9 protein-coding genes are annotated in these 12,905 nt (G+C 60.5%); 5 read left to right on the top strand and 4 right to left on the bottom strand.

Features of this window, described 5'->3' with window-relative positions; genetic code table 11:
* Positions 1-160: 160 nt before the first annotated feature.
* Positions 161-673 (top strand): hypothetical protein, encoded by a 513-nt coding sequence (locus HP556_RS10965; RefSeq protein WP_175367025.1) that lies wholly within the window; start codon positions 161-163, stop codon positions 671-673.
* 109 nt (positions 674-782) lie between these two features.
* On the opposite strand, the gene uvrA is transcribed toward HP556_RS10965, so the two are convergent.
* From uvrA to HP556_RS10950, 3 genes are all read right to left on the bottom strand, one after another.
* Positions 783-3,761: an excinuclease ABC subunit UvrA gene (gene uvrA, locus HP556_RS10960; protein ID WP_175367024.1), complete on the bottom strand. Its 2,979-nt coding sequence runs from the start codon at positions 3,759-3,761 to the stop codon at positions 783-785.
* A gap of 238 nt (positions 3,762-3,999) precedes the next feature.
* Positions 4,000-4,788: an outer membrane protein gene (locus HP556_RS10955; RefSeq protein WP_175367023.1), complete on the bottom strand. Its 789-nt coding sequence runs from the start codon at positions 4,786-4,788 to the stop codon at positions 4,000-4,002.
* A 237-nt stretch (positions 4,789-5,025) separates the two neighbouring features.
* Complete coding sequence (locus tag HP556_RS10950) at positions 5,026-5,757, bottom strand: outer membrane protein (RefSeq protein WP_175367022.1); 732 nt, start codon at positions 5,755-5,757, stop codon at positions 5,026-5,028.
* Positions 5,758-6,222: 465 nt separating this feature from the next.
* Between HP556_RS10950 and HP556_RS10945 the strand changes: the two genes are divergently transcribed.
* Complete coding sequence (locus HP556_RS10945) at positions 6,223-6,729, top strand: single-stranded DNA-binding protein (RefSeq protein WP_089264456.1); 507 nt, start codon at positions 6,223-6,225, stop codon at positions 6,727-6,729.
* A 375-nt stretch (positions 6,730-7,104) separates the two neighbouring features.
* Here the strand turns inward: HP556_RS10945 and HP556_RS10940 are convergent, their stop codons facing one another.
* Entirely contained in the window at positions 7,105-7,902 is a 798-nt protein-coding gene (locus tag HP556_RS10940; protein ID WP_175367021.1) for a class I SAM-dependent methyltransferase, read from the bottom strand.
* 228 nt (positions 7,903-8,130) lie between these two features.
* Here HP556_RS10940 and HP556_RS10935 point away from each other — a divergent pair, with 228 nt between their 5' ends.
* From HP556_RS10935 to gyrA, 3 genes are all read left to right on the top strand, one after another.
* On the top strand, positions 8,131-8,955 hold the full coding sequence (locus HP556_RS10935; protein WP_244628505.1) for a nucleoside/nucleotide kinase family protein: 825 nt from the start codon (positions 8,131-8,133) through the stop codon (positions 8,953-8,955).
* A gap of 457 nt (positions 8,956-9,412) precedes the next feature.
* Positions 9,413-9,817 carry a DUF2306 domain-containing protein gene (locus HP556_RS10930; protein WP_093758683.1) on the top strand — a complete coding sequence of 135 codons (405 nt, stop codon included), beginning with the start codon at positions 9,413-9,415 and terminating at the stop codon, positions 9,815-9,817.
* 205 nt (positions 9,818-10,022) lie between these two features.
* Positions 10,023-12,794, top strand: a complete 2,772-nt coding sequence (gene gyrA, locus HP556_RS10925) for a DNA gyrase subunit A (RefSeq protein WP_175367020.1) — start codon at positions 10,023-10,025, stop codon at positions 12,792-12,794.
* The last annotated feature ends 111 nt before the right edge of the window (positions 12,795-12,905 follow it).

Here is a 12,905-nt window from a genome sequence, read left to right as displayed (position 1 = left end):
TGTGATTGAAACGCAAAAAAATCTACTCGTTCGCGCGACCTACGCTTGCTGCGTTTGAGCACAGTGCGTCTTTGATCATCAACAAAGACTCGCCTTGTAGTTGTGATTGTGAAACGGTCTCGGACGGCTCGTTTCCATCCAGCAATTTGGGGAGTACAGTATGGACGACATTCCAGCAGGTCTAGCCTTGCCCGGATCATTCGCCAGCGCGACCGTGGCACCGACACTGAGTCCAAGCCCTATTGTTGATGACGCCGTTCTCATTAAGGCCAGTTGGTCGGGTGGCTCTGGCTTCGTCCATTTTTATGGTGGCTCACAATGGCCGTCCGGAGGCGGCATGCCGCTCGTACAGGACAAATCCCAGGCGACCCAATGGCAGTTACATGATTGGGACCCCAATCAGAAGAACGGCTATCTCAAAACATGGTTCGGCGATTGGGCCGCGTGGTCATGGTTGTCTTGGGTCAGGGGCGGAGGAGCATTGCCGTCTGGGCTCCCCGTTCAAGCCAGGTATCGGGCATCAGCTGTTAGATGGCAGTTGAAGGACGATGGTCTTCTAGTCCCCATGGATATGCCGGACCACAGGCTCGGCATCTATCCCGGCAATACATACTTTACGTACAGCCTCAACCCGGACACCAATCCTCTTCAGTGCAGCATCGAGCCGGTCTGAGGCATCCATGATGGAATGCTCTACACTTTAAAGCAGATGACTTACATTACGTCATGGCCGGGCGTGTCCCGGCCATTCACGTCCTGCGGACGCGCGTAAACGCACTCTTCTACTCCGCCGCTTCGCTCGCCTGCTTCCGCTTCTTCGGCTTCCCCGCCTTCTCCAGCACCGGCTTCAGGAATTTGCCCGTATAGCTGCGCGGTGCCTTGACGATATCTTCCGGCGGGCCCCAGGCGACAATCTCGCCGCCGCCGTCGCCGCCTTCGGGGCCGAGGTCGATGACCCAATCGGCGGTCTTGATGACTTCGAGATTATGCTCGATCACCACCACCGTGTTGCCCTGCGCCACCAGCTCATGAAGCACTTCCAGCAGTTTGGCGACGTCGTGGAAGTGAAGTCCCGTGGTCGGCTCGTCGAGAATGTAGAGCGTGCGACCGGTCGCGCGCTTGCTCAGCTCCTTGGCGAGCTTCACGCGCTGCGCTTCGCCGCCGGATAGCGTCGTCGCCTGCTGGCCGACATGGATGTAATCCAGTCCAACGCGGTGCAGGGTTTTAAAAGTCTCGCGCACGCGCGGCACCGCCTTGAAGAAGTCGGCGGCTTCTTCCACGGTCATGTCGAGCACATCGGCGATCGACTTGCCCTTGAACAGAACTTCGAGCGTCTCGCGGTTGTAGCGTTTGCCCTTGCAGGTGTCGCAGGTGACATAGACGTCGGGCAGGAAGTGCATCTCGATCTTGATGACGCCGTCGCCCTGGCAGGCCTCGCAGCGGCCGCCCTTGACGTTGAACGAGAACCGGCCGGCCTCGTAGCCGCGCGCCTTGGATTCCGGCAGGCCGGCAAACCATTCGCGGATCGGCGTGAAGGCGCCGGTATAGGTCGCCGGATTGGAGCGCGGCGTGCGGCCGATCGGCGACTGGTCGATCTCGATGATCTTGTCGATATGCTCGAGGCCTTCGATGCGGTCATGCGGCGCGGCGCCTTCGCTGGCGCCGTTGAGCTTGCGCGCGATGGCCTTGTAGAGCGTGTCGATCAGCAGCGTCGACTTGCCGCCACCGGAGACGCCGGTCACCGCGGTGAACAGACCGAGCGGGACTTCCGCCGAGACGTTCTTGAGATTGTTGCCACGCGCATTGATCACCTTGATGGTGCGGCGATGGTTCGGCGGACGACGCTCCGGCACCGGCACCGACATTTCGCCGGTGAGATATTTGCCGGTCAGCGACTTCGGATTCTTCATCACCTCCTGGGGCGTGCCCTGGGCGACGATATTGCCGCCATGGGTGCCGGCGCCGGGGCCGACATCGACCACGTAATCGGCGGCGATCACCGCGTCCTCGTCATGCTCGACCACGATCACGGTATTGCCGAGATCGCGCAGCCGCCGCAGCGTGTCGAGCAGCCGCGCATTGTCGCGCTGATGCAGACCGATCGAGGGCTCGTCGAGCACATAGAGCACGCCGGTCAGGCCCGAGCCGATCTGGGACGCCAGGCGAATACGCTGGCTCTCGCCGCCCGACAGCGTGCCGGATGAGCGCGCCAGCGTGAGATAGTTGAGACCGACATCGAGCAGGAAGGAGAGGCGCTCGCGGATCTCCTTGAGGATGCGGACGGCGATCTCGTTCTGCTGCTTGTTGAGCAGATCCGGCACGGTCTCAAACCAGTCGCCGGCCTTGCGCACCGACATTTCCGAGATGTTGCCGATATGCTTGCCGCCGATCTTCACACTGAGCGCTTCGGGCTTCAGCCGATAACCCTCGCAGGCATCGCAGGGCACGTCGGAAAAATACTTGCCGAGTTCTTCGCGCGCCCATTCGCTTTCGGTCTCGCGGAAGCGGCGGTCGATATTGGTGACGACGCCCTCGAACGGCTTTTTGGTGTCGTAGGAGCGCACGCCGTCTTCATAGGAGAACTTGATCTCGTCATCGCCGGAGCCGTGCAGGATGGCGTTCTGCGTCTTCTTCGGCAGGTCCTTCCATTTGGTGTCGAGCGTGAACTTGTAGAACTTGCCGAGTGCCGTCAGCGTCTGCACGTAATAGGGAGACGACGACTTAGCCCAGGGCGCGATGGCGCCCTTGCGCAGTGTCAGCTCCTTGTCGGGAATGACCAGATCAGCATCGATGGTCTGCTCGACACCGAGGCCACCGCATTTCGGACAGGCGCCATAGGGGTTGTTGAAAGAGAACAGGCGCGGTTCGATCTCGGGGATAGTGAAGCCGGAGACCGGGCAGGCGAACTTCTCGGAAAACAGGATGCGCTCGGCACCTGTCTTGTCGTGAATCTTCGCGACCTTCTTGTCGGATTTCTTGTCTTCCGCGGGAGCGGCAGGAGCGTCCGCATATTCGATGACCGCAAGACCTTCGGCGAGCTTCAGCGCGGTCTCAAAACTTTCCGCGAGGCGCTGGCCGATATCCGGCCTGACAACGATGCGATCGACGACGACGTCGATGTCATGCGGAAACTTCTTGTCGAGTACGGGCGCTTCGGCGAGTTCATGGAAGGTGCCGTCGATCTTGACGCGCTGAAAACCCTTCTTGAGATATTCGGCCAGCTCCTTGCGATACTCGCCCTTGCGGCCGCGCACCACGGGCGCAAGCAGATAGAGACGCGTGCCTTCCGGCAGCGCCAGCACGCGATCGACCATCATCGACACCGTCTGGCTCTCGATCGGCAATCCGGTCGCCGGCGAATAGGGAATGCCGACGCGCGCCCACAACAGGCGCATATAGTCGTAGATCTCGGTCACAGTGCCGACGGTCGAGCGTGGATTCTTCGACGTGGTCTTTTGCTCGATGGAAATGGCCGGCGACAACCCGTCGATCTGATCGACATCCGGCTTCTGCATCATCTCGAGGAATTGCCGGGCGTAAGCCGACAGCGACTCCACGTAGCGGCGCTGGCCTTCGGCATAGATCGTATCGAAGGCGAGGGACGACTTGCCGGAGCCGGACAGGCCGGTGAACACCACCAGCTTGTCGCGCGGAATCGTCAGATCGACATTCTTGAGATTGTGCTCGCGCGCGCCGCGGATGGTGATGCTGCGCATGTTGGCGGCGGCCTGCTGCCGCTTCGCCTTGATGATCTCGTCCATACAGGCAATTCCCCGGCGCGTCGGGCGCGCCACATCCGGGCGCGCATCGCCGGCCGGGCCGGGATCGGGCGCCAATTGATTGTCGCTGGAACATAGGAAGAACGGGCGGGAATTTCCAGTGCTCCGAAGCAACGATCAACGGTTTGTTGGGAGAGAGGTTGCGCAGCGGCCGGCAAACGAGAAAGGCCGGCGTTTCCGCCGGCCTTTCCGAAGTCAGGAGCCCGAGATCAGGCGAAGCTCAATACTTCGCGACGACCGGGCCACCGAACTTGTAGCTCAGACGGGCGGTGACCGTGGACACGGTCAGCTTGTCGTCAAACCTTTCGGTGCCGAACAGAACTCCGGTCGCCGTGAGATTTTGACCGCTGAACGACGTCGTGCCGAAATCCATGTAATTATACTCGACACCGACGATCCAGTTCGTCGCGAAGCCATATTCAAGACCCGCGCCGACGACGTAGCCACTGCGCCACTGGCTGTTGTCCAGATGGCTTCCGAAAATGTCGAAATTGCTCATCTTCAATCGGGCACCGGCGTAGCCGCCCTTCACATAGGGCAACCAGTTGTTGAAGGCGTAGCCGAGGCGGCCGGAGGCAGTGAGGGTGCTATCGATCCTCGAGCTGATCCGATCCGAGCCTGGGAAGAAGATGCTGATGTCAGTCGCGCGCATGTTCGCGCCGCCGCCTGCGAGTTCGACGCCGAACACCCAATTGGCCGACTGCCAGTTGTAACCCGCCTGACCGCCATAGACGGCGCCGGCGGGCTTGGTGCGCTGGGTGGTGCCGAGGGGGCTGAACGTACCGGAGGTCCAGAAGCCGCCAAAGCCGGGCAGCAGGTCGGTATGATCTTCGCGACCCCAGCCATAGCCTGCATTGGCGCCGATATAGAAGCCGGACCAGTTGTAGGTCGGATCGACGATCGGCGGCCGCGCCTTGGTGTAGGGCCGCGCTGCCAGATCGGCAGCTGAAGCCGATGTTCCGGCGCCGACAGCGGCGAGGGCGACGGATGCGATCAGAATTTTCTTCATGGTCAGACTCCCCAATTGATGTCGCAACCCTAGCGTGATTCAGTAAGGCCGTCTGTATTTCGATTGCAACACCAAGAAACTAACGCGGGGGTTGCGCGAAAGTGCATATCTACGCGCCAGAATAGAAGCAAGTTAGTGCGACCACTTCCAGGCAACGGACCGGCTACGATGAAATGAAAAAGGCCGGCGTTTCCGCCGGCCTTTCCGAAGTCAGAAGCCTGAGATCAGGCGCGAAGATCAATACTTCGCGACGACCGGGCCACCCCAGTTGAAGCGGTAGTTCAGGCCAGCCTTGACGGTGTGCTCGTCGTTGCGGGACGACAGGCCGACGATGCCAATCGGCGACGGAGCAGCAAAAGTGGTCTTGCCGAAGTCGTAGTACTGGTACTCAACCTTGCCCGACCAGTTCTGGGTGAACAGGTATTCGAGGCCGGCGCCGACGGTGTAACCGTCATGCTTGGTGCCAGCTGCGAAAGCCACCGGAACGGCGCCAACGGTCGTGACCAGCGATTCGCTGTAGTCGGAATAAGCGTAGCCGCCCTTCACGTAGAGCAGTGCCGGACCCCAGGTGTAACCGATGCGACCGGTGACCGAGGCGAGGCCCTTCTGGTTCAGGTTGTAGGTGACGCCAGCCGGAACGAAAGCGACGTTGGTGTTGTTCGAACCAACCCAGCTGTACTGACCTTCGATGCCGAACACCCAGTTCGGAGCGAACTGGTAGTCGTAGCCGATCTGCAGACCGCCGAGGAAACGGCCGTCCGAATTGTCGGAGGTGCCGCCGAAGCCGTTCGAACCGTTGAACGCGCCGCCGACGTGACCGCCGATGTAGAAACCGGTCCAGTTGTAGATCGGGGCGGGAACATAAGCCGGAGCCTTGGTATAGGGACGAGCGGCCAAGTCAGCAGCCATTGCCGGAACCGAAGCGCCCAGAGCGATCAAGGCAACGGTGCCCAAAAGAAACTTCTTCATGTGAATTCTCCCCAAAATTGCTTCGCGTCGGCGAAGCCTCGTGTCCCGGCGCAAGCGCCAAATGCAATTCAGTGATCGAAATATACGCAAGTCTGCCAAAAAGTCCGTCACCCAAATAGCACACTCGTCTTCGATGTTTGGCCGTTTCTAAGTTAATGAAAGGTATATGAATTTTGGCGGGGCGCGGTTCCCTTCGGGTTCCACTATTGCTCGACTCAGACGCGACAGCGACGACTCGGCACTTCGTCGTCGCCCAACAATTCGCCAAGGGGTGTTCTTGAGAACAAAAATGGAACATGCTATATGGGACGACGATCATATAAGAGATCGTGGATAACCCGGTCGCGGGGGCCTGCGCGGGAGCGCGGACCGTATAGGGTCGCATCATCAGCGGCGTTTGCGCGCGGGCCAGGGCCTGCGCCGGCGCCCAATCAGCAAATTCAGGTTCGAGCGTAGGAGAGTGGCATGGCGGGTAGCGTCAACAAGGTGATTTTGGTCGGCAATCTCGGCAAGGATCCAGAAGTCCGCCGGATGCAGAACGGCAACCCGGTCGTCAACCTGACCGTCGCGACCTCGGATACCTGGCGCGACAAGGGCACCGGCGAGCGCAAGGAAAAGACCGAGTGGCATCGCGTCGTGATCTTCAGCGAAGGTCTCGCCAAGGTCGCCGAGCAGTATCTGAAGAAGGGCGCCAAGGTTTATATCGAAGGCGCGCTGCAGACCCGCAAATGGACCGATCCGCAGGGTGTCGAGAAATACTCCACCGAGATCGTGCTGCAGGGCTTCAACTCGACGCTGACCATGCTCGACGGCAAGGGCGGCGGCGCGGGTGGTGGCGGCGGTTACGGCGGCGATGACATGGGCGACAGCTTCGGCGGCGGCCAGTCGAGCGCTCCGCCGCAGCGCCGCGTGGCCGCACCGGCCGGCGGTGGTGGCCGCGGCAGCGACATGGATGACGACATCCCGTTCTGACTGTTGGTTGGAGCTGTGTGTAAACTAAAAAACGCTTTCGTCGCTTCTTCAATGACTTAGCGTTTTTCAGCTTCCGGATTGCCGACGAGACTCGAATCAGATTCTGTGGGCCCCGCTTGTGTAAACAAGCGGGGCTTTCGTTTGATAAATCAACGCATTGCCAGCCGATTTCGCGTAAAGCCCGTTGTAATGGAGGGCGGCGAGAGGTTTGGGCTTCTCTTGGATAGGGAGAGCGGGCTGCCGGACCCTTGGGCTAGCTGAGCACAACATTCGCATGATGGCCGCGCTCGTTGAGCCGCTTGCACAGCGCGTGGGCGAAGGTGGTCTTTCCTGCGGCTGCCGGGCCAAAGAACTCGATGATCATGCTCCCGAACCTCAAGAGGTTGTTGGTGCCTGCACGATTCGCCGAGGGTCCTGCACCTGAGGAAACAGGCGTTCCCGCTTTCGCGCCGCGACAATAAAACTCTCCGCCAATAATCCCGGCACCTTGAGCCTCCGGCACGCCTTTTCGAATGGCTCGATCAGCGCCTCGCAGAGATGTGGAAACAACCGGCCCGGTCGCGGGAGATAGCCGTAATACGTGCTCTCCACGACCTCAAATCCCTCATCCGACAGCAGGCTTGAAAATTGATACAAAGTCAGGGTGTGTCGAGGTCTGCTCGGATATGCCCAGTTCAGGACACGACTGAACGACCCGATGGGTGACGTTGCATTGAGCTGGATATTGCACACCAATACGCCGTCGTTGCGAAGATGCCGATAGATCGCCCGCAATGCGTCGCGCCTAAGCGTGTCTTCTGCATTCAAGAAGAACCGAAATGCGGTGGCAACGTCAAATGTCTGTTCGAGAGGAACCTTGGTGACGTCGACGCATAGCAGCGTCACGTTGTCTGGCACCGAAGCTGCCGAAAGCATCGCTTCTGACACATCGACCCCGACAACCGAGCCGAACAACCGAGCGGCGACCTTCGCAATGCGTCCGGTTCCGCAGGCGAAGTCGAGGCTTGTTCGCTGTGGCCCTCCGAGCCGGCGCAGAATGCTTTCGAGCAAGGGCTGTTCGACGTCCCGCCACAATGCCGCGCAATGGCCCACCTCGAAGGTGCTGACGTAGTCGGCAACGACATCAACCGACTGGTGGCTCGCGCGATAGCTGGGCGTGTCACCGTTGAGCATAAGGATATGTCCCTCGAGTCCGCCGACGCTAACCTCGATGTCGGGACGACGTCTTCATGCATTCGCACGATGCCGGAACGGAGCGGCAGGCGTGATCCGACTAGTCGACGGGCGGCAGTCCGCGGATCCGAACAGTCATTCAAATGAACGTTGGTGTGGTTTGTAATCCGGCTAAGCTCTGACCTGCAGGTAAATGACAGCTTGTTCCGAGGCGCTGGGCATTCCACCATGATCATCGAGTTATTTGGGCCGCCGGGTGCAGGCAAGACCACACTTCTTCGCGGCCTCTGCCGGGGGCTGGCGCAAGAAGGCATCAACCTGAAGACAGTGAACGGTTATCGCCTGATTGAATATGCGTCGGCCCAGGATGACGGCCCGGAGACGCGCCATGGCATTGGGCGTATTGGCAGAAAGATTGCCACCTCCGGTCCTGTCTTGCTATCGACCCTGCCGAAGGACGGTGTCGCGGCGCGGCTTCTAGCATCAATCCCGCTACGAAGCCGCACATGGTCGTGGCGCATGAAGGTCGACATCGCTCTACTGTGCGAATCTTGGCGTAAAGCGCAGGAATCGGAAGGTTACTTCATTTTTGAAGAAGGCCTGATCCAGGCATTGTGTGCGCTGGTTTTGCTGGCGCGAACTCCAAGCATTGACGTGGTTCGTGACTGCCTAGCGTTCCTTCCGCGACCGGACCTGCTTGTCCAGCTCGATGCGCCGCAGGAAACGTTGCGCCGCCGTCTTACGGATCGGCATGCGCACCAGCCGCTCATCGAAGTCCTCCTGTTCGAACTCGGCGTGGACAGGGGCTTGAAGCAGGCCAATATCTCAAGGGAGATCGGCGAGTGCTTGCGCCGGGACGGATGGTCCTTGATACAAGTCAACGGTGCCGACCCCCTCAATTTCGATAAGGTCATCACGCGAGTCCTAGGAGAGCATATCAATGAGGCCGCCCTGGGTGACCAAGGCGATAAAAGCCAAACCACTGGATTAGCTGGCAACTATGAACTTGATGGATCTCAACATTTCGCACGGGGGCCTGGTGGCAGCATCTGACGCTCGCTCACGATTTGAATCATTGCGTGGTCGAGCCCCGGTCCGCCCGGAGCGAGGCATGGATACTTTGGGTCGCCTCGACTAGCGCGGTCCCCTGTCTCGGAGAGCCTTGCGTCCGAAACCAACCATTCAGCCACGATCAGCCCGTGAGGCGCGCACGAAACAAGGTGCAGCCGTCCGCCAGGCGCGACCTGGAGATATCCCGGAATCCAGCCTCGGTCACCGGCGCGCTCCTCGACCGCCTCACGCATCACGTCCATAACCACATATAACCCTTCTGATCTGCTGTCAGGACGTCCTGAACTTCTGCATCGCGCGCTGTGAGCTGATTGCTTGCAGCGCGTTTTGCTTTTTGAGGGTGCGGTTAGCTGTGGCAACGCGGCGGCAATATGATCTTTACAATGGAAAGATTTCTGCGATGGTGAGCTGATGCTGCCTCCTGAACACGAGGGCCACCATGTCGCTTCAGCCGCTGCTTGATGCCGCCGCTCCAATCCCGCTGCATGCTTTTGCGGCCATGGTCGCATTCGTGCTCGGTGTCGTTCAATTGATCGCGCCCAAGGGCACGCTGCCACACAGGACGCTCGGCTGGATCTGGGTGATCCTGCTCGCCACCGTTGCGATCAGTTCGTTTGGGATCCACGGCCATAGCTACCGGCTGTGGCGAGACTGGAGCCCGATCCACCTGCTGTCGATCATCGCGCCGGTGATGCTGGTGGTCGGAGTGGTCGCCGCACGCCGGCACCGCGTCAGGGCGCATGCCATCACCATGATTTCGATCTTCGCCGGCGCCCTGGTGATCGCCGGCGTGTTCACCCTTGTGCCCGGCCGGGTCATGCACACCGTGGTGTTCGGTCGCTAGATTGCTGCAAGACGGCCGCATGATTTTCGCAAGATTCGGCGGGTTCGGGCTGGCTTATTCGGGGCCACTTCACAAGCCCTGTACAGCTCCCGTAAGCATTTGAAAAATCAGCAGGAAAATAGAGCCACGGGCGTTGTCTGCGGGGTGGCTTGAAGCCGCGCGATGCGCTATATGATTCCCAGCAAAACCTGACCGGAAATCATCCTTGTCCGACACTGAAGACCAGAAGCCTGGGGAGCCACCAGCCCCCTCGGATATTCGTCCCGTATCCATCCTCGATGAGATGAAGCGTTCGTATCTCGATTACGCCATGAGCGTGATCGTGGCGCGTGCGCTGCCGGATGCGCGTGACGGCTTGAAGCCGGTGCATCGCCGCATTCTCTATGCAATGTATGAGAACGGCTTCGAGTGGAACAAGCCGTATCGCAAGTCGGCGCGAACCGTCGGCGACGTCATTGGTAAGTATCATCCGCACGGCGACCAGTCGGTCTATGACGCCATGGTCCGCATGGCGCAGGACTTCTCGATGCGCGTGCCGCTGATCGACGGTCAGGGCAATTTCGGTTCGGTAGATGGCGATCAGGCCGCCGCGATGCGATACACGGAATCGCGCCTGACCAAGATCGCGCAGTCGCTGCTCGACGATCTCGACAAGGACACGGTCGACTATCAGGACAACTATGACGGCTCGTTCCGTGAGCCACGCGTGTTGCCCGCGAAGTTTCCCAATCTGCTGGTGAATGGCGGCGGCGGCATTGCCGTCGGCATGGCCACCAACATCCCGCCGCACAATCTCGGCGAAGTCATCGACGCCTGCGTCGCGTTGATCGATGATCCGTCACTGACCATTGACGATCTGAACAAGATCATCCCAGGTCCGGATTTCCCGACCGGCGGCATCATTCTCGGCCGCGCCGGAATTCGTACGGCCTATCACACCGGCCGCGGTTCCATCGTCATGCGCGGCAAGGTCTCGATCGAGCCGACGCGCAAGGATCGCGAAGCGATCATCGTCTCGGAAATTCCCTACCAGGTGAACAAGGCCACCATGGTGGAGCGCATCGCCGAACTGGTGCGCGACAAGAAGATCGAAGGCATTTCCGATCTACGCGACGAATCCGACCGCGACGGTTTTCGCGTCGTCGTCGAATTGAAGCGGGACGCGGTGCCGGAGGTGGTGCTCAACCAGCTTTACAAGTTCACGCCGCTGCAGACCAATTTCGGCGCCAACATGGTGGCGCTCGACACCGGTCGTCCGTTGCTGATGAACCTGAAGGATCTGCTGACGATCTTCGTCGCGTTCCGCGAACAGGTCGTCACGCGCCGTACCAAGTTCCTGCTCAACAAGGCGCGCGATCGCGCGCATATCCTCGTCGGCCTCGCGATTGCAGTGGCGAATATCGACGAAGTCATCCGTGTCATTCGTACTTCGCCGGATCCCGCCACCGCACGTGACATCCTGATGGAGCGTCATTGGCCCGCGCAGGACGTGGCGACGATGATGATGCTGATCGACGATCCGCGTCATCGCCTCGAGGAAGACGGCACCGCGCGGCTGTCCTTCGAACAGGCCAAGGCCATTCTCGATCTGCGACTGGCTCGCTTGACAGCTCTGGGCCGCGAAGAAATCTCCGACGAGCTGGACAAGCTCGCCGTCGAGATTGCGGACTATCTGGAGATCCTGCGTTCGCGCGCGCGCGTTCAGGGCATCATCAAGGACGAGCTCGGTGCGGTGAAGTCGGAATTCGCGACGCCGCGCAAGACCGTCATCATGGAGCAAGAGGGCGAGGTCGAAGACGAAGACCTGATCCAGCGCGAAGACATGGTGGTGACGGTGTCGCATCATGGCTACGTCAAGCGCGTACCGCTTTCGACCTATCGGGCACAGCGTCGCGGCGGCAAGGGCCGCTCCGGCATGGCGACGCGCGACGAGGATTTCGTCTCGCGTCTGTTCGTCGCCTCGACCCATACGCCCGTGCTGTTCTTCTCGTCGCGCGGCCAGGTCTATAAGGAAAAGGTCTGGCGTCTGCCGATCGCGCCGCCAAACGGCCGCGGCAAGGCGATGATCAACATCCTGCCGCTGGAGCAGGGTGAGCGCATCACCACGATCATGCCGCTGCCTGAGGACGAGGCGACGTGGAACGATCTCGACGTGATGTTCGCGACCACCGGCGGCAATGTTCGCCGCAACAAGCTCTCTGACTTCGTCGATGTCAGGCGCTCCGGCATCATCGCGATGAAGCTCGATGAGGGCGAAGCGATCGTCGATGTGCAGATCGCCACCGAACATGACGACGTGCTGCTGACAGCGGCCGGCGGCCAGTGCATCCGTTTCCCGGTGACAGACGTTCGCGTGTTCCAGGGCCGCAGCTCCATGGGCGTGCGCGGCATTTCGCTGGCGGAGGGCGACAAGCTGATCTCGCTCACCATCCTGCGCCATCTGGAGGCAAATTCAGATGAACGCGCGGCCTATCTGCGCCGTGCCAATGCGGTGCGTCGCGGCGGCGCCGAGGAGCGTGCCGATGTCGCGGACGAAGCGGCGGCTGCTGTGGAGACCGAAGAGGCGACCGGCGCCATCGAACTCGGCGAGCAGCGCTATGTCGAGATGTCGGCATCCGAGCAGTTCGTGCTGACCATCAGCGAGAACGGCTACGGCAAGCGGACCTCGTCGTTCGAGTACCGCACCACCGGCCGCGGCGGCAAGGGTATCGTCGCGATGTCGGTTAACAACCGTAATGGCAAGCTGATCGCTTCGTTCCCGGTCGAGGACAGCGACCAGATCATGCTTGTCACCGACAAGGGCCAGCTCATCCGCTGTCCGGTGGAAGGTATCCGCATTGCCGGCCGTTCGACCCAGGGCGTCATCGTGTTCAACACGGCTGACGACGAGCACGTCGTGTCGGTCGAGCATATCGGCGAGGCGGGCGAGGGCGAAGAGGGCGAGAATGGCAACGGTGCGCCGGTGGCGGAGGGCTGAGGCTCTCCGCAGCGGCTGGCACGTTGATAAAAAACCCGCGGTCATGCCGCGGGTTTTTCTTTTATGTATGTGATGTGCGGGATGGGTTGAGCGAAGCGAGAACCCAACACC

The sequence above is a fragment of the Tardiphaga robiniae genome, from assembly GCF_013359755.1.
Lineage (GTDB): Bacteria > Pseudomonadota > Alphaproteobacteria > Rhizobiales > Xanthobacteraceae > Tardiphaga > Tardiphaga robiniae.
The sequence above is the reverse complement of the archived record's forward strand: the minus strand, read 5'-3'. Positions and strand labels throughout refer to the sequence as shown.

Coding starts and splice junctions, on each gene's coding strand:
- HP556_RS10930 (WP_093758683.1), top strand. CDS start 9,413: ATGTCGCTTCAGCCGCTGCTTGATGCCGCCGCTCCAATCCCGCTGCAT.
- HP556_RS10940 (WP_175367021.1), bottom strand. CDS start 7,902: ATGCTCAACGGTGACACGCCCAGCTATCGCGCGAGCCACCAGTCGGTT.
- HP556_RS10945 (WP_089264456.1), top strand. CDS start 6,223: ATGGCGGGTAGCGTCAACAAGGTGATTTTGGTCGGCAATCTCGGCAAG.
- HP556_RS10950 (WP_175367022.1), bottom strand. CDS start 5,757: ATGAAGAAGTTTCTTTTGGGCACCGTTGCCTTGATCGCTCTGGGCGCT.
- HP556_RS10955 (WP_175367023.1), bottom strand. CDS start 4,788: ATGAAGAAAATTCTGATCGCATCCGTCGCCCTCGCCGCTGTCGGCGCC.
- HP556_RS10935 (WP_244628505.1), top strand. CDS start 8,131: ATGATCATCGAGTTATTTGGGCCGCCGGGTGCAGGCAAGACCACACTT.
- HP556_RS10965 (WP_175367025.1), top strand. CDS start 161: ATGGACGACATTCCAGCAGGTCTAGCCTTGCCCGGATCATTCGCCAGC.
- uvrA (WP_175367024.1), bottom strand. CDS start 3,761: ATGGACGAGATCATCAAGGCGAAGCGGCAGCAGGCCGCCGCCAACATG.